This window comes from Peribacillus sp. Hz7 (assembly GCF_042136355.1).
GTDB lineage: Bacteria > Bacillota > Bacilli > Bacillales > DSM-1321 > Peribacillus > Peribacillus asahii_A.
Map to the genome: position 1 here is coordinate 17849 of NZ_JBHHJV010000009.1, position 17019 is coordinate 34867.

At 37.4% G+C, this 17019-nt stretch carries 19 protein-coding genes and 1 pseudogene; 16 read left to right on the plus strand and 4 right to left on the minus strand.

What is annotated here, in order from left to right; all coding sequences use genetic code 11:
- Window positions 1-130: 130 nt before the first annotated feature.
- The 4 genes from ACE199_RS13500 (at window position 131) to ACE199_RS13515 (ending at window position 3531) form a co-directional block, all read left to right on the plus strand.
- Complete coding sequence (locus ACE199_RS13500; RefSeq protein WP_375350225.1) at window positions 131-1180, plus strand: glycosyl hydrolase family 18 protein; 1050 nt, start codon at window positions 131-133, stop codon at window positions 1178-1180.
- Between the two features lie 345 nt (window positions 1181-1525).
- A complete protein-coding gene (locus tag ACE199_RS13505; protein ID WP_127760487.1) occupies window positions 1526-2008 on the plus strand; it encodes a DUF2975 domain-containing protein in 483 nt (160 codons plus the stop codon).
- An 11-nt stretch (window positions 2009-2019) separates the two neighbouring features.
- Complete coding sequence (locus tag ACE199_RS13510; protein WP_017153334.1) at window positions 2020-2235, plus strand: helix-turn-helix domain-containing protein; 216 nt, start codon at window positions 2020-2022, stop codon at window positions 2233-2235.
- A gap of 48 nt (window positions 2236-2283) precedes the next feature.
- Complete coding sequence (locus ACE199_RS13515) at window positions 2284-3531, plus strand: DUF4153 domain-containing protein (protein WP_375350226.1); 1248 nt, start codon at window positions 2284-2286, stop codon at window positions 3529-3531.
- Between the two features lie 686 nt (window positions 3532-4217).
- Here the strand turns inward: ACE199_RS13515 and ACE199_RS13520 are convergent.
- Entirely contained in the window at window positions 4218-5153 is a 936-nt protein-coding gene (locus ACE199_RS13520; RefSeq protein WP_375350227.1) for an aldo/keto reductase, read from the minus strand.
- Window positions 5154-5438: 285 nt separating this feature from the next.
- Here ACE199_RS13520 and ACE199_RS13525 point away from each other — a divergent pair.
- The 4 genes and pseudogenes from ACE199_RS13525 to ACE199_RS13540 form a co-directional block, all read left to right on the plus strand.
- Window positions 5439-5567: pseudogene (locus ACE199_RS13525) on the plus strand (DoxX family membrane protein); the annotation flags it as partial.
- A 38-nt stretch (window positions 5568-5605) separates the two neighbouring features.
- Window positions 5606-6676 carry an LLM class flavin-dependent oxidoreductase gene (locus ACE199_RS13530; RefSeq protein ID WP_375350228.1) on the plus strand — a complete coding sequence of 357 codons (1071 nt, stop codon included), beginning with the start codon at window positions 5606-5608 and terminating at the stop codon, window positions 6674-6676.
- A 50-nt stretch (window positions 6677-6726) separates the two neighbouring features.
- Entirely contained in the window at window positions 6727-7326 is a 600-nt protein-coding gene (locus ACE199_RS13535; protein WP_375350229.1) for an NADPH-dependent FMN reductase, read from the plus strand.
- 33 nt (window positions 7327-7359) lie between these two features.
- The gene (locus ACE199_RS13540) at window positions 7360-7998 is read left to right on the plus strand and encodes an NAD(P)-dependent oxidoreductase (RefSeq protein ID WP_375350230.1); all 639 of its coding nucleotides are present in this window, start codon (window positions 7360-7362) and stop codon (window positions 7996-7998) included.
- 298 nt (window positions 7999-8296) lie between these two features.
- Here the strand turns inward: ACE199_RS13540 and ACE199_RS13545 are convergent, their stop codons facing one another.
- Both ACE199_RS13545 and ACE199_RS13550 read right to left on the minus strand, forming a co-directional pair.
- The gene (locus ACE199_RS13545) at window positions 8297-8986 is read right to left on the minus strand and encodes an LrgB family protein (protein WP_375350231.1); all 690 of its coding nucleotides are present in this window, start codon (window positions 8984-8986) and stop codon (window positions 8297-8299) included.
- Window positions 8983-9348 carry a CidA/LrgA family protein gene (locus ACE199_RS13550; RefSeq protein WP_375350232.1) on the minus strand — a complete coding sequence of 122 codons (366 nt, stop codon included), beginning with the start codon at window positions 9346-9348 and terminating at the stop codon, window positions 8983-8985. Before ACE199_RS13550 ends, ACE199_RS13545 begins: the two co-directional genes overlap by 4 nt.
- 198 nt (window positions 9349-9546) lie before the next feature.
- On the opposite strand from ACE199_RS13550, the gene ACE199_RS13555 reads away from it, so the two are divergent.
- On the plus strand, window positions 9547-9858 hold the full coding sequence (locus ACE199_RS13555; protein ID WP_375350233.1) for a hypothetical protein: 312 nt from the start codon (window positions 9547-9549) through the stop codon (window positions 9856-9858).
- Window positions 9859-10007: 149 nt separating this feature from the next.
- On the opposite strand, the gene ACE199_RS13560 is transcribed toward ACE199_RS13555, so the two are convergent.
- Entirely contained in the window at window positions 10008-10532 is a 525-nt protein-coding gene (locus ACE199_RS13560) for a ribonuclease H-like YkuK family protein (RefSeq protein WP_375350234.1), read from the minus strand.
- Window positions 10533-11175: 643 nt separating this feature from the next.
- On the opposite strand from ACE199_RS13560, the gene ACE199_RS13565 reads away from it, so the two are divergent.
- From ACE199_RS13565 to ACE199_RS13595, 7 genes are all read left to right on the plus strand, one after another.
- Window positions 11176-11478 carry a hypothetical protein gene (locus tag ACE199_RS13565; protein ID WP_375350235.1) on the plus strand — a complete coding sequence of 101 codons (303 nt, stop codon included), beginning with the start codon at window positions 11176-11178 and terminating at the stop codon, window positions 11476-11478.
- On the plus strand, window positions 11421-12482 hold the full coding sequence (locus ACE199_RS13570; protein WP_375350369.1) for an ABC transporter substrate-binding protein: 1062 nt from the start codon (window positions 11421-11423) through the stop codon (window positions 12480-12482). Before ACE199_RS13565 ends, ACE199_RS13570 begins: the two co-directional genes overlap by 58 nt.
- A 43-nt stretch (window positions 12483-12525) precedes the next feature.
- Window positions 12526-13485, plus strand: coding sequence for an ABC transporter permease (locus ACE199_RS13575; protein ID WP_375350236.1), 960 nt, complete (start codon window positions 12526-12528; stop codon window positions 13483-13485).
- Complete coding sequence (locus ACE199_RS13580) at window positions 13482-14318, plus strand: ABC transporter permease (RefSeq protein WP_375350237.1); 837 nt, start codon at window positions 13482-13484, stop codon at window positions 14316-14318. Before ACE199_RS13575 ends, ACE199_RS13580 begins: the two co-directional genes overlap by 4 nt.
- An 11-nt stretch (window positions 14319-14329) precedes the next feature.
- Window positions 14330-15253 carry an ABC transporter ATP-binding protein gene (locus ACE199_RS13585; RefSeq protein ID WP_375350238.1) on the plus strand — a complete coding sequence of 308 codons (924 nt, stop codon included), beginning with the start codon at window positions 14330-14332 and terminating at the stop codon, window positions 15251-15253.
- Complete coding sequence (locus tag ACE199_RS13590; RefSeq protein ID WP_375350239.1) at window positions 15243-15851, plus strand: ABC transporter ATP-binding protein; 609 nt, start codon at window positions 15243-15245, stop codon at window positions 15849-15851. The genes ACE199_RS13585 and ACE199_RS13590 overlap by 11 nt, the downstream gene beginning before the upstream one ends.
- A gap of 155 nt (window positions 15852-16006) precedes the next feature.
- On the plus strand, window positions 16007-16768 hold the full coding sequence (locus ACE199_RS13595) for a MerR family transcriptional regulator (RefSeq protein ID WP_375350240.1): 762 nt from the start codon (window positions 16007-16009) through the stop codon (window positions 16766-16768).
- Window positions 16769-17019 lie beyond the last annotated feature (251 nt).

Sequence of the window (17019 nt, forward strand, 5' to 3'; positions counted from 1 at the left end):
TCAATTCGTGAATAAGTTGCAACTTTTCTAAGCAATTTAAGAAATATACAAATTAGAAGAAGGTGTATTATGGCGAAAAATTGTTATCGGTCATTCACCATCATTTCTTTAAGCATGGTTTTTTTTACTAATGTCTTCCTGTAGTCAGTCACAAAGAAAAGACGAAGAATACAGTACGGATAAAACTCCTCGCGAGGTTTTAGGCTTCTACACAGAACAGGAAGGAACATTACCAGGGTCTCAACCTACAGTTAACTCACAATTCACTAATTTAAGTATCATTGCACCCTTTTGGTATAAGCTTGATGATAAACGACCAGGCAATCTTATAGATTCGGTTACAGTAGATCATAAAAGAATGGTTATTCAGAGTGCTCATGAAAAACACTTAAAGGTATATATGGTTGTACATAATCTCTTTTATGAAACCGAGGAGAAGGGAAAGCAGGTAGCGAGTAATATACTCCATAACGATAAAAACCGCAATGTTTTCATTCAGAACTTACGGAATGAAATGAATCAGTTTAAATATGACGGTATTAATATTGACATGGAAAATTTGTATTTGACTGACCGAGATTCCTTTAGTCTGCTGATAAAAAAATTGTCTGATGCTCTGCATCGAGATGGAAAAGTGGTTACGGTTTCGGTTCCGGCAAACACAGGTGATTCCCGTGCTAATCCCTGGTCATCGTGGTTTGATTACGAAAAGCTTGGTCTATTTTCAGATAGATTAATGATTATGACATACGATGAGCACAATCCAAGAACAACACCCGGGTCAACAGCATCAGTCAATTGGACAGAAGCAACGATTCGTTATGCTTTGAAACATGGAGTACCACCATCAAAAATTTTACTCGGTATCGCTGGTTATGGATGGGACTGGGATACAACAGCAAATAAAACCTTGTATAGCTCCTATGCAATGTTAATGGGTCAGAAAACAAAATATAAAGCTAAAGTTATATGGGACTCTCGTTCGCAAACACCTCATTTCAGTTACGTAGATAAAAAACATCATAGCCACCAGGCTTGGTTTGAGAATAGCCATAGTCTGCGGTTTAAGCTAAACCTTGTAGAAAAATATAACTTACGGGGAATCGGGATTTGGCGACTTGGCTTAGAAGACCCAATGTACTGGACGACCATACCCGAGATAATAAAAGTAAAAAAGTGATGGAATGATCCTCCAAATCCTGAAAGATGGGTTTTGAAACAAGAAATGCTTCAGATGAAATTGAGAAGTTTGAATTTGAACTAACCGAGGGAAAGATTCGAAGATCTAGCTGCCAAAAATTCTTGGTGGCTTTTTCTTATTCAGCTGACTAACGGGGTTAGCTGTACAAGTTATAAATTTAATAGTTTAAAGTTATAGAGCACTTCTTTGAATGAGAAATGCTTTTTATTTTTGCTTAAAACAAAACCTACAATAAAAATGTTATTCAAATTAATAAAAATTTATTGTGAAACGATAAAATTTATATTAAAATCAAAATCAGAATAAATAAGTGAGGTGCTTTTTATGGAAAAAGTAATAACGTTGTTTTTAAAAATAGCTGTTATTCTTCTAGGAGTCCCAGTTCTTGCTCTGTGCATCTTTTTGGTGCCTGAGATGGCGAATCTTGCAGCAAAATTGCTTCCAGAGTTTGCTTTTATAAAATATCTCGTTTTCATCGCTTTTGATGCATCGGCGATACCTTTTTACTTTGCTCTGTATCAGGCTTTCAAACTCTTACGCTATATTGACAAAAATAAAGCTTTCTCCGATTTATCTGTAAAAGCTTTAAAGAAAATCAAATACTGTGCCATCACAATCAGTATTTTGCATGTGCTAGTTTGGCCGCTCTTCTATATCTTTGCGGAAGTAGACGACGCACCAGGAGTTATCTTTGTCGGATTGGTTGTTCCTTTTGCTTCGATGGTTATCGCAGTCTTTGCAGCTGTTCTCCAAAAACTTTTACAAGAAGCAATTAATATCAAATCAGAAAATGATTTAACGGTCTGAGGTGAATAACAATGGCAATTATAATCAATATTGATGTGATGTTAGCCAAAAGGAAAATGAGCGTAACAGAACTTTCGGAGAAGGTTGGAATAACAATGGCGAACCTTTCTATATTGAAAAATGGCAAGGCAAAAGCGATTCGATTATCCACTTTAGAGGCAATTTGTAAGGCTTTAGAATGTCAGCCTGGAGATATTTTAGAATACAAAAGTGACGAAGACAGTTAAACATCGTGGAGGAAACTTAATATAACAATTATTAGGGGAGGTATAACTATGGACATTAACAATTTGATTATTGAAAATATTGCTAACCCCCATGAGTTGGAGAGAATATATAGAAAAGACCCGAAAGCTTTTAAAAAGTCATTCTCACACGCATGGGAACAAAATCCTGATTCTCAGGTTCTTGGTGTTTGGTATGAAAGATTGCATTTCAAGGAGACGGCAAATACAGAAAAGCCTTCCTTGCTTCAAAAAGGTTTCTTATTCATGGTCATTTTAGCCATTCTGGCCGGGATAAGCACCAGGATCATTTTCCATTTTGTCGAACAGGAAGCAATTGCTCCAATTAACCTGGCTTTTGGTATAATTCCCTTTATTGCTGCCTATTTTGTTTACAATAATACTCCGAAAAAAAGTGTTATTTATTCCCTTGCAGCGTTGTTTCTAATTTCCGGGTTTTATCTTAATATGCTGCCATTAAATTATAAAGACAGTATTATCCTTGCTTATTTACACCTTCCCATATTCTTATGGGTATTGGTAGGGCTTGCATTTACAGGAAATGAATATTCAAAAGGCAGTACAAGATTAGCCTATATTAAATTTAATTTGGAATATTGTATTCTCTACGCCAGCATGGCAGTTAGTGGAATGGTACTAGCAGCATTAACCATGCGGTTATTTAGCTTTGTTGGCTTGGATATAGAAGACTTCTATTTTAGTAATGTCGTTTTATTTGGTGCTGCCGCTCTCGCTATTGTGGCTGCATACCTGGTATCAATGAATCTTAAACTTGCTAAGAATATTACACCATATATAGCTAAAATTTTTAGTCCTCTTGTCCTGGTCACATTGTTGGTCTATCTTATAACGGTTATATGGGTCGGAAAAAATCCATTCTTGGACCGCAATTTCCTGATAGCCTTCAACGGAATACTCCTTGGTGTATTGGCCGTTACCATATTTTCCATTATCGAGAGCGACTCAGACGAGAAAAAGAACATTTCAGATTATATAAATTTTACCTTAATTGTTCTTGCACTTATCATTGACAGTGTGGCTTTATCAGCCATCGTGTTCAGACTTTCTTCTTATGGGATTACGCCTAATAGACTTGCTGTCTTAGGAGTAAACATACTTATCTGGGCAAATCTAATTTGGATTATGCTCTCCTATATGCGTTTTCTACAAAACAAATCCGGACCTTCAACTATCCAAGATGCCGTTACTAAGTATTTGCCGGTCTACGGACTTTGGGCAGCTTTCGTTACATTTACTTTTCCTATAATTTTTAATTAGAAAGGCTCTGTTAATGTAACGAAAAGCTAATCTTCTATAACGTATAAAATCCTTAGAGCTGATATTATGCAACTTTTTATACAGAGTTGCATAGTTTTGGCTTATTTTCATTACTAAAGTTAAAAAGAGGGGATTCAAACTAGAAGACATAATATATTGTTGCAACTGGATTCTTTAAAATATGTCCAGTTCATGTGCCCAACGAAAAAGGAATTCATGAAACGTATTTGATAAGCTAAACTTGCAGGTTTTAAGTTTGCGTTTGATTTAGATTAAATGTGAAAAGATGTACTTACACTAAAGAGGGCGTTAGTTGAAGAAGAATTAAGTAATATTATGAGTGAGGTCAGACTTTAGTTATTCAATTAAAGGGCGCGATTGCAGAATAAAACTTAGATTTTCAAATGACTTTATTGCTAAAGCATCCTTTATAAACATAATTTTACCCCCATCTAAAACAGGACGGGGGTATACGTGTTTGAAGTATTAAAATTAAATAACTTATTGTAATCTTGACATTTACGTATTGCACGTGGTGACAGCTTCGCTGGTACTACCTCATATTATGAATTGTTCAAAAGTAAAAATATAACAGAGCTACGTTTTTGATAAACTCGATTCAGGAAAGTGAATGGTTCGAATAACGGTTTGTACACTTCCGTCATATGTGATTTCTTCTATGTTTTTTATGATTGGAAAGTACAATCAATGTCTCGAATCTCTTCTGCTGTTAATTGAACATCTAATGTTTTTAAATTATCTAGTACTTGTCCCGCTCTCTTCGCACCTGGAATCACAACGTCAATGGAAGCGCGTGTTAAATACCAAGCTAAGACGATATGGGCAACGTCTGTTTGTTTAGCATCAGCAATTTTACGTATCTTTTCTACTTTTTCTAAGTTTTGTGCAAATGCTGCTCCTTGCAAATGCGGCATTTGTGAACGAAGGTCATTAAATACCATGTCTTTATTGTATTTACCTGCTAATATGCCAGCTGCTAGAGGGAAGTAAGGTATAAATGAAATATTCTGCTCTGCTGTATAGGGGAGTAATTCTTTTTCCGCAGATCGTTGTAATAAATTATATTCACCTTGATAAACATCGACATACCCGTCTGTATTTGCTTCTTTTAACTGATCCATTGAGAAGTTAGAAACACCAATCGCTCTAATTTTTCCTTCGTCTTTCAATTGTTTTAGTGCACCAACCGCCTCATCTTTTGGTGTATCGTTATCCGGAAAATGTATATAAAATAAATCGATGTAATCCGTTTGCAGACGTTTTAAGCTCTCCTCAACAGCTTGTTTTAGAAAGTGCGGAGAATTGTCGATCACAACATCTTGTCCAACAAATTTATGTGCACCTTTGGTGGCAATAACAATGTCGCTGCGTTTTCCTGTTTCTTTCATGACTTCTCCCACTAATTCTTCAGAACGCCCTGGTCCGTAAATGAATGCTGTATCTAGAAAGTTAACCCCGTGATTAATTGCTGATCGCACTAACTCTTTTCCTGCCTCTTCATTTAAATTAGGGTAAAGATTATGACCTCCGACAGCATTCGTTCCAAGTCCAATCGGATTGACGTATATATCTGTTTTTCCTAATTGTGTTTGCTTAGTCATTTTCATTCCTCTTTTCACATTTTTTATTTTGCAGACAAGTTAAACAACTATAGTAAAAAATAAATCATTTCAAATTTAGGACAAATAATAGATTGCGTCGTATATTTTTACATCCTTCTATTTATACTATACTACATATCTATTTATTAGTAATAATTTATTATAAACTTACTTGACAAAATTAATTTCTATAAATAAACTAACTTACATAAAGTAACTTAAAAGTAGTTAAAAGAAATAAAAAATGAGTTAGGAAAAGTTATATGAAGTGCAGTTTTAGGACTTATTTTCTTCAGTCATGGGTTATCAAAGTTTCAAGGTGGAATAACTAGCACTTTCAGCTTTTTTGACAGCATTGGGATTCCAGGGTTTATGGCTTATGTTATTGCATTAATCACAATCCTTCTGGGAATCGAATTCTGTTAGAGATTTAGCGGAAGGAAGATGTATATATGGAAGCTTCTGAGGGTTTGAAACATACAGGAATCGAAATTGGTCTCTACACGCTTGCAGATATCGGTCCTGATCCTCATACAGGAAAAACAGTTAGTGCTCATCAGCGAATCAAGGAAATCATTCAGGCCGCAAAGCTTGCTGATGAGGCTGGACTTGATGTCTTCGGGGTGGGGGAACATCATCGATTAGACTATGCGGTATCAGCTCCTCCAGTTGTTTTGGCAGCCATTGCCCAAGCAACTAAGCGAATTAAATTGACAAGTACCACTACTGTGCTAAGCACAGTGGATCCGGTTCGCTTGTTCGAGGACTTTGCAACCTTAGATTTACTTTCGGATGGTCGTGCAGAAATCATCGCTGGCCGGGGAGCGTTTGTGGAATCTTTTCCTCTCTTTGGTTTTGACACAAATGACTACGATGCACTGTTTTCAGAAAATATGGATTTATTTTTAAAGCTGAATGAAAACGAGAGAATCTCTTGGAATGGACGGTTTCGCTCCTCATTAAGGGAAGCTGAAATTGCACCGCGACCTGCTCAAAGTCAATTGCCAATCTGGATTGGAGTTGGGGGGACACCGGAGAGTGCAGTCCGTGCCGGTAAATTAGGAGCTGGTATGGCATTAGCTATCCTCGGCGGCAATCCAGTGAGATTTAAGCCGCTGGTTGATCTATACTATAAAGCCGGCATCGAGGCCGGACACGATTTGAAAAATCTCAAGATTGGTGTAACAGGCCATGGATACATCTCAAAGACAACCCAGCGAGCTAAGGAAGAGTTCTATCCCTATTATTCAAATTACTGGTCATACGTTAATCGTCAACGAGGGATGGGGTTTAGGATGTCAAGAGCAGATTTTGAGCAAATGACGAGTCCGGGTACTGCTTTGTTTGTTGGTAGTCCACAACAGATTGCCGAGAAAATTCTTCACCAATATGAGCTTTTCGGGCATAGTCGTTTCTTAGCACAAATGGACATAGGGGGACTGCCGTTTGAGAAAGTAGCTGAAGGCATTGAACTGTTGGCGACGGAGGTAGCTCCAATTGTTCGGAAAGAAACGAGTAAGTGAGTTTTAAACAGGCAAACATTAGTTATTAAAATATATAGGCGGTGTGAAAGATGGGTTTTTTGGAAAAAATATTTGGGAAACAAACAACAAAGGAGGAAGAAACAATGACTGAAAAATTAAACATTGGGATTATCTTAGGAAGCACGCGTCAAGGACGTGTAAGTCCACAAGTAGGACAATGGGTAAAAGAAATTGCGGACAAACGTGGAGATGCAAATTATGAAATAGTAGATATTGCTGATTTTAATTTACCGTTCTTAGGAACAACTGATGGGACGGAACCGGGAATAGCAGCTTGGAATGAAAAACTTGCGAATTTAGATGGATTCGTGTTCATTGTTCAAGAGTATAACCACAGTATTACAGGAGCATTAAAAAATGCCCTTGATTTTGCGCGTGAAGCATGGAACAACAAAGCGGCCGGTATCGTTAGCTATGGGTCTACCGGTGGTGCTCGTGCAGCAGAACATTTACGTGGAATTTGCGGTGAATTAAAAATTGCGGACGTTCGTGTACATCCAACATTGTCTTTGTTTCTAGATTTTGAAAATGGAACTGATTTCAAACCTCAAGACTTACATCTTGATAATGTCAATGCGATGCTTGGTGAAGTTGTGGAATGGAGTGGCGCCTTAAAAACCTTAAGATAAAAAATAGAAATTAGGGAGAATGGAGTGACAATTATGAAGATTGCAGTTATTGGGGCAAGCGGAAAAGCAGGACAGTTTATTTTAAAAGAAGGAATCAGACGAGGTCATCAAGTCACAGCTGTTGTTAGAGATGCTTCGAAGCTTACAGAGAAAAACGAGGCAGTTATTGAAAAAAGTATATTTGACCTAACTTCAGAGGATTTAAAGCCGTTTGATGTAGTCGTTAATGCTTTCGGTGCTCCTCTTGGCGAAGAGCAAGCCCATGTCGACGCTGGTCATGCACTCATTGAGGCACTTAAAGGAACAAACACAAGAGCTATCATTGTCGGAGGAGCAGGGAGTCTTTTTGTAGATGAAAATAAAACCGTTAGAGTCATTGATACACCTGATTTTCCTGATATGTTTAAACCTACAGCATCAGGTCAGGCACGAAATCTCAAAGAATTACAGGAAACATCCGGTATCACGTGGACATTCATCAGTCCTTCAGCTATGTTTGATCCTGAAGGAAAGAGAACGGGATCCTATCAAACAGGAAAAGATCATTTACTTGTTAATTCACAAGGCGACAGCTATATTAGCTATGCTGACTATGCAATTGCCGTACTAGATGAAATAGAAAAACCTCAGCATATGAATGAAAGATTCACAGTAGTCGGTGAAGCTAAATAAAAATCTGGATTTGTATCCAGCGAGACTGTCCTAAAAGTCATGAAAAATGGCTTTTGAGGGCAGTTTTTTTGAATTTTAGACACAAAGCATTCCTGGATTTTCGTTTTCAACCCAGGAGTGAAATCCGAATGACTAATGATATCAGGAATTTAGTCAGCGGATATTTTTATAATGAAGAATGGAATAATAAATTAGATTACATGTTCAGTACATCACAAAAATAAAGTTGCAAATCTACAAATATCAATAAACTCCGGGTTAGTTCAATGAATCTTTCTTTGTAGAACACCATCTTCCTTTATAACAGATACGGAATAATCGGTACTACAATAGCGAGAAATAATGCCGAGGTTGTCATGGCCACATTTCCCATTGCTCCTTCTTCTTCTCCCCATACGAGTGAACGATTCGCCCCAAGCATTTGCGCCGAAGTGCCCATGGCCAAGCCTTTCGCCGATTTGCTTTTAATTCCTAAATACTTCAGCAAATTTGGACCAATCATGACGGATATTAAGGCAGAAATGATAACAAAGATAATGGTCGTTGAGGCTAATCCACCAAGGTCTGTCGCTATTGTTAAGGCGATAGGAAGTGTAACAGACTTTGGAATTAACGAGGCTAGAAGCTGTTCGTTCAAGTGGAACAAATGGGACAGTGAAAGTATGGAAATAACTCCAAGTGCCGTTCCGCATATTACACCTACAAAGATTTTTTTGTAATTTTTCTTTAAGAAAGACCATTGTTTATAAAGAGGAACGGCTAAAGATACGACAGCTAATTGCAGTAGTTGATTAAAGATGAAGTTAACTTGTTGATATGTTTCTTCATGGACGTGAAAGAGGAGTAACAGAGAAATTAGAAGTACGGATGCGGTGTATAAAGGATTTAGCCAATTTTTTTTATATTTATTATAGATTTTTAATGAGACAAAGTAACAGGCAATTGTCATTATGATACAGAAGGATACTTTTAATAGGACTATGTTCATTTTGCTTTCCTCCTTTTTAATTTTTCATACCATTCTACAGTGAAGGCTGTGCCTAACAAGCAACAAATGCTGCTTACAATTAGAATAATTAAGATATTCCACTGTAAAATATCTAAAAAACTTGATGATAAAAACAGGCCGGCAATGGGAGGAATAAATAGTAATGTTAAGTGTTTTAATTGAAAAGATGAGGCTTTCTCAATCCATTTAATATTAACTAACCTTGTTAGAAGGCCAATAAATAGAAGAATCATTCCAACAATAGCGCCAGGTAGAGGGATGGAAAAAAGTGAAACAATCATATGTCCAAGGAAGAGAAAACCGATAAGGATGATAAACTGGGAAAGCCAACTAAGTTTCATATCCCCTCTCTCCATTCATTTGTAAAATTAATTTTTATTTTAGAGGGGATTTATCTGTTTGTCAGCTTTTTTGTGAGAAAATCTAACAAAAATTAGGCGATTGATACGGACCTTTCGTGAGAAAATCTTACGAAAAAGTGATTTATGTGCATGCATGTTTGGATAATAAAAATATAAGAAAAGTGTGTAGGTGAATAAATGAAGGATAACATTCAAGAAAAGCTTGGTGAAATTTTGGATAGTGTAGAAATATATCCAGAGTATTCTTCAGACATAGTCAGAGTAAAGAATTTCACTTGGAATAAGGACCTTGTGGATTTTATTGTTGAATATTATATTAATGGAACTAAATGTATTTTTCGCTACAATGATCAAATCGCTAAAGAATATGATTCTATTAAGGACAATCCTTTAGAACAGTTAGAATGGGAGCTTACATACATAAAAAGAATGTATGAAAGAGGGATCGGCGCGAAAGAATACCATCCTTGTACAACGATTGAACATTAAGAAGTTAATATAGTTTGAACCTGCTTAATAACAATGAAAGTGGAATCGTAGGAGAGTGTATAGTTGTTCAAAACCTGTGTAGACCTTTTTAGCCTATACAGGTTTTTTATACTTGTGAAGGTTTATAAAGGAACGCTTTGATTTTTATCTTATTTCGTAAATCGATTGGCATAGCTTGACGCAACGAAAGAATTTGGTTTGATTTTAGGCTCAAGTCCCATTGATTCAATTCTTGCCGTCATTTCTTCGACAAATATTTTTGTTTTATTGCGATTACCTGAACCGATGTCCAAATGGCCTTCCATTGTAAATGTAGCTCCTTTGTATATAAAAGGAAGTACGATATCAATCATCACGTTTTTCTTTTCCTCTGTAAACAGAGAAACGACTTCTTCTGTTAATGAAGTTTCATGAGAGAGTCGTTCGTGTATTCGATCCATTCTTCTTGGAATAGTCACTTTTCGAATACAAGCCCATGCACCTTTTCCTTCATTTAGAATCACAATTCCTGTAATGAAAACGGTATGTCTTTCGTGCACTTGAGAATCGGTACCGATCATTAAGCGATAATTGCCATTGCGATTTAAAGTCATAAATCTGATAATCCGGTCAAATACTTGCTCGAAGGTCATCTCTTTTTCTTGTAAATTTTGAAATAAGAAATCATTAGCCATCTAATCACCTACATTCATTCTTTTGTTTAGTTTGAATTTCTATTAAACATGCCGACACGCATTAAATTCAAAAAAACTCTCTATAATCATATCTATGCAGCTTTGTCCTATTGTTGTGAAAAAAGTGCATACTGAACATAAAAAAGAATGAAAAAGGAAGGGGAGCTCCTATTTGTGAGTTTAGAAGAGACAAGGATATCAGTCTTAAAATGAATCTAGGTTTGGAATGGATTGCCTTTAAGGCCGAAGAGTTGGAGAGAAAGATATATATGTTTAACCTGTTAAACCGACATAAGAATGTTTATTTGAATACGCTGTTGATTTTATATATAATCCTCCTTCTTTTAATTGGTTTGTAAGGATATCTGTCATTCGCTCGTTATTCATGGTAAGATTCGGACAAGAATAGATTGAATATTAGAATTATTTATTTCTAATGTAATAGTTTGTTCTAATATAGAACATCAAAGCTATCATGAACTTATCTTTGTTGAAGGAGGAGTGGAAGATATACAGCAGTTTAGCAATAAGCTGACGGTTTTTAAGATAGGGAATATGGAAGGTTATTGTAATACCTGTAGAAAATACATATCGATTTAGAGACACATAACGACAAGAAGGTTAGTTAATGGGGGATTCATAAATGAAAAAGAAATTTCTGGGACTGCTTACAGTTATGGCAATTGTTTTTACGCTTGTGTTAGCAGGGTGTGCACCATCAAAATCTGTTCAATCTATTGAAAAAGAGGTAAAGAGGGAAATAGATGAGCTTGTGCTGTCTATTAAAGGAGAGCCTGATACAGGGTTTGATCCGACAACTGGTTGGGGGCGCTATGGATCTCCATTGTTCCAAAGCATGCCTATGGAAAAGATTATGCAGAAAATCCAATTGGTTCAGGTCCGTATCAACTCGTTCAATGGGATAAGGGACAGCAACTTATCGTAAAGGCTAACCCTGAATATTATGGCAAACGGCCTTATTTTCAGAAAATTACGTTTTTATTCTTAAATGAGGATGCTACATTTGCTGCTGCCCAAGCAGGAAATGTTGATATTGCAGCAATTCCCGCTTCATTTAGTAAGCAACAAGTACCAGGTATGAGGTTAGAAGCATTACAATCCGTAGATAATCGTGGAATTGTATTTCCGTACGTGAAATCAGGGGCTGTAACGAAAGATGGTTTACCAATTGGTAACGATGTGACAGCAGATTCAGCGATTCGACATGCGATTAATATTGCTGTTGATAGACAAGCATTGATTGACGGAGTGCTGGAAGGACATGGATCGAAAGCATATACTTCTGTTGATAGCTTACCTTGGTGGAACTCAGAGACTGTTTTTAAAGATGCAAATATGAATGGTGCGAAAACAATATTACAAGATTCAGGTTGGAAAGATACAGATGATGACGGGATTTTAGAAAAGGGCTCTTTGAAAGCGGAATTTAGTTTATATTATCCAGCGGAAGATACAATCAGGCAATCTCTTTCTATAGCGGTTGCAGATATGATAAAACCTCTTGGTATTAATATAAAAGTAGAGGGCGCAAGCTGGGATACGATTGAACAGAAAATGTTTTCAAATGCAGTACTTATGGGATGGGGAAGTCACGATCCTCATGAAATGTATGATGTATATAGCAGCCGCTATGCTGGGGTAGATTACTATAATACAGGTTTTTATAAAAATGAAAAAGTAGATGAATACTTTGAGAAGGCTCTAGCTGCTACAGATTCAACAGAAGCAATAGAGTATTGGAAAAAAGCGCAATGGGATGGAACGACGGGGTTAAGTGCAATAGGTGATGCTCCTTGGGCCTGGCTGGTGAACATTAATCATTTGTATCTAGTGAAAAATGGACTTGATATCGGAAAACAGGGAATTCAGCCGCATGGGCATGGTTGGCCTGTAACAAACAATATTGAAGACTGGAAATGGGCTGAGTAAGGTGAGAAAAAGTAGATATAGACAGCTAGGAATCTTTCTTTTATTGAAAAGTATAAGAATGGTAACTTTATTAGTTGCCATTTGTTTCATTTCCTTCCTCTTAATAAAGAACTCGCCTATTGATCCGATTCAAGCCTATATCGGTGCAGATATGTTAAACGTTGGACCAGAGCAACGGGAGAAAATTGCTGAGTACTGGGGATTAAATGAACCAATTATGGTGCAGTTTTTTAATTGGGGCTCTGTGTTGCTTGCAGGAGATATGGGAACTTCTATGATCTATCGCCAGCCAGTTTCTGAAGTAATAGGTGAAAGGTTTTTTCATTCTGTTGTACTCATGTTAACAGCATGGATTTTATCAGGAGTAATTGGGTTTACAATGGGTGTTGTTGCGGCAATGAAAAGAGGTACTTGGATAGATCGAAGTATTAAATGGTATTGTTACATGCTTGCATCGACCCCAACATTTTGGATGGGACTTTTAGTTCTTATTGTATTTGCTGTTTGGCTTGGCTGGTTTCCGATTGGATTAGGTGTACCTGCTGGTGTTCTTGCTGAAGATGTTACGACGGTTGATCAATTGAAGCATCTTATTCTTCCCGCTATGACACTTAGTATTGTTGGAGTTGGAAATGTGGCCCTGCATACTCGGCAAAAATTAATAGATGTTTTAGATAGTGAATATATGCTCTTTGCAAGAGCGAGAGGTGAACGGGGCTTTATTTTGTTTTGGAGGCATGGCTTACGTAATATTGTGATACCAGCACTTACGTTACAATTTGCAGCATTTAGTGAATTGTTTGGTGGGGCTGTTCTTACTGAGCAAGTGTTTTCCTATCCTGGACTTGGACAGGCTACAGTGGAAGCTGGTTTGCGAGGGGATGTTCCATTATTACTAGGTTTAGTGCTATTTAGTACAATGTTTGTTTTTGTAGGAAATTTAATTGCAGATTTAATTTACCGTTTGTTAGATCCTCGAATGAGAGAGGGGAGGTCGAGATGATGCCAACCCTTACATTACTGAATAAAAAGCAAAGAGCTTTAATTGTTACTATATTAGCTATTGTTTTTTTAATGATTGTTATAGTAATAGGTGCTGTCCTTGATAAAGAGAGCATTTCAACCAACCTTGAGCACCGAAATGCTTCTCCAACTTTTAAACATCCGTTTGGTACAGATTGGTTAGGCCGAGATATGTTTTCACGTACATTTATGGGGCTTTCATTAAGTATTGGGGTAGGCTTAATTGGTGCGTTTGGGAGTACATTAATAGCCACCATACTTGGAGTGATTTCTGCAACTATGGGAAAAACGGTTGACCGTATTGTTTCATGGCTAATCGACCTTTTCCTAAGTGTACCGCACTTAGTTACCCTCATTCTGATTGCTTTTACTTTTGGGGGAGGATTTAAAGGGATTGTCATAGGAATTGCACTCACGCATTGGCCAAGCCTTGCCCGAATTATCCGTGCTGAAGTCATGCAGATTCGTTCAGCGGAGTTTGTTCAAGTTTCTAAAAAAATGGGGAAATCTAGTTGGTGGATTGCAACTAAACACATCTTCCCGCATATTCTTCCACAAATTTTAGTCGGGTTTATGCTGCTGTTTCCCCATGCAATCTTACATGAAGCTGCTGTAACTTTTTTAGGACTTGGATTATCACCGCACGAACCAGCAATTGGAATCATCCTTTCAGAATCAATGAAATATTTGTCTTCTGGTATGTGGTGGCTTGCTTTTTTCCCAGGACTTTGTTTGTTGTTCATTGTACGTACTTTCGATGTGCTCGGTGAAAACATACGAATTCTACTGAATGTTGATATAGATCATAAATAAAGGAGATAGATATGCCTATCCTTGAAGTAGAAAATTTATCCGTTTCATTTAAGAAATATACAAGGGGGTTCAAGCAGACAAAAAGTACAGTAATCACAAGCTTGGATGTAACAGTAGAGGAAGGTGAAATCCTTGCGGTAGTTGGGGCAAGTGGATCGGGTAAGAGTTTGCTTGCACATGCTATTTTAGGAATTCTCCCTAGTAATGCGATAACGAGCGGTATTATTAAATATGAAGGAAAAGAACTAACGCCTGCTCGTCAAAGTGTGCTGCGTGGTAAGGAAATTGCGTTAATCCCTCAATCGGTTAATTATCTTGATCCGCTTATGCGAGTCGGTTCACAGGTTCGAACATCCGTTAAAAAGGGGAATGCAGCAGCGGCACAAAGGAAGGTTTTTCAGCGCTATCACTTAAAAGCGGATGTAGAGAAGATGTATCCTTTTCAATTATCAGGAGGTATGGCAAGACGAACGTTATTGGCGACTGCGATGGTTAGCGGGGCTCGAGTTATTATCGCGGACGAGCCTACACCCGGACTTGATTCAGTTGTTATTGCAGAAGCACTTAATCATTTAAAGGAGTTTGCTGACAATGGATGTGCAGTCATGCTTATTACGCATGACATTGAATCCGCCCTTCAAATTGCGGATAGGATTGCTGTATTTTATGCAGGAACAACCGTTGAAATTTCGCCGGTTGAAAGTTTTAGTGGAAATGGTGAGCAATTAAGACACCCTTATAGCAAAGCGTTAAGGCGTGCACTGCCGCAAAATGATTTCATTCCTATCAAAGGCTCACAACCGCACCCAAGTCAATTGCCTTCCGGATGTTTATTTGCTCCACGTTGTGAAATGGCTACACCTGATTGTGAACAAGAACGACCAGCGATGAGAAATCTACGTAATGGAATGGTGAGATGTATTCATGCAACTTAGAGCGCAAAATATTGCTTTTCGTTATGAAAAAGAGCCGTGGTTATTTAAAAATGTCAATTTTACAGTAAATCCGGGAGAGATTGTTGGGTTAGTTGGACCTAGTGGATATGGAAAAACGACATTTTGCCGGGTACTAGCAGGCTATGAAGTACCAAATGAAGGAAGTGTGACATTAAATGGCTATCCTATTAAAAGGAAAGGGTATCACCCTGTTCAATTAGTGTTCCAGCATCCCGAAAAAGCAATTAATCCTCGTTGGAAAATGGGCAAAGTGTTAAATGAAGGATGGCAGCCAAATCAACAATTACTAGATGCTTTAGAAATTGAGCAGGAATGGTTAACGAGATTCCCAAATGAACTTTCTGGAGGGGAGTTACAAAGGTTTTGTGTAGCTCGTGCACTTGGTCCTAATACTCGTTATTTAATTGCGGATGAAATGACAACGATGCTTGACGCCATTACCCAGGCTCAAATTTGGAATGCCATACTAAAAATTGCTGAACAACGAGAGATGGGAATGGTTGTTGTCAGTCATGACATGAATTTGATTCAACAATTGTGTCATCGAGTTATTGAGATAGATAATTTGGATACATAAAAGTAATTGTTCAACCGAGGATGCACTTCTCTACGTAGAGAGTGTATCCTTCTTCGTTATAAGGACTATATCTAGTCGATGAAAAAATTATCGCTTTTCTCTTGACGTTTACGCAACGTAAAGGTTTATGATGAGGATTATCAGGAGGGGCAACCATGGAATATACAGTAAACAAATTGGCGCAGTTATCAGGTGTGAGCAGCCGTACACTTCGCTACTATGATCAAATTGGACTGCTTAAGCCGGCAAGAATCAATTCGTCCGGTTATCGCATTTACGGTCAAAAAGAGGTTGACTTACTTCAGCAAATTTTATTCTATCGTGAGTTGGAAATCCGTTTAGAAGAAATTATAGAAATAATACATCAGCCAGCTTTTAATCAAACGACTGCTTTGAAAAATCATTACAATAATCTAAAAAAAAAGCGGGCCCGTCTTGATAAAATAATCGCGACTGTCGAGATGACAATTGCCAGCAAAGAGGGAGGAATATCTATGCAAGACAAACAAAAATTTGAAGGTTTCAAAGAAAAAATGATTGAGGACAACGAACAGAAGTATGGAAAAGAGATTCGCGAAAAATATGGAGATGAGACAGTAGATGCCAGCAATGCAAAGCTAAGAGGCATGTCTCAAGAAGACTACCAAGCTATGGCCGTCTTAGGAGAAGAAATATTGTCATTGCTTGAGAAGGCATATGAAACAGGAGATCCTGCATCGGACGTGGCACAGAAACTTGCGGCAAAACATAAAGAATGGTTGATGTATTCATGGCCCAATTACTCCAAAGAAGCGCATGCTGGCCTGGCAGAAATGTATGTTGCAGATGAGCGCTTTACAGCTTACTATGATAAGAATGTTAAGGGCGGAACGGAATTTTTACGAGATGCGATTTTGATTTATCTGGGTATGAAGTAGGTTCGAATAAGTAAATGTGTAGAGTGTTTACTTGAGGTATAACTATGAGAGAGCTATACAACGGGACGTAAATATAAAACCTTATGACTAAGCCTAATAGGTGGGGAGACAATGTTGCAAAATGTTGTTTAAACCTTAGAAACTTACAAAAAAATTAAAAAAACAACTAAAAAAGTCGATTCCTGTACGTTGAAGGAATCGGCTTTTTGGTTGAAATTCACTTAGCGTATAAAATTTCTGAAATGTTGGAG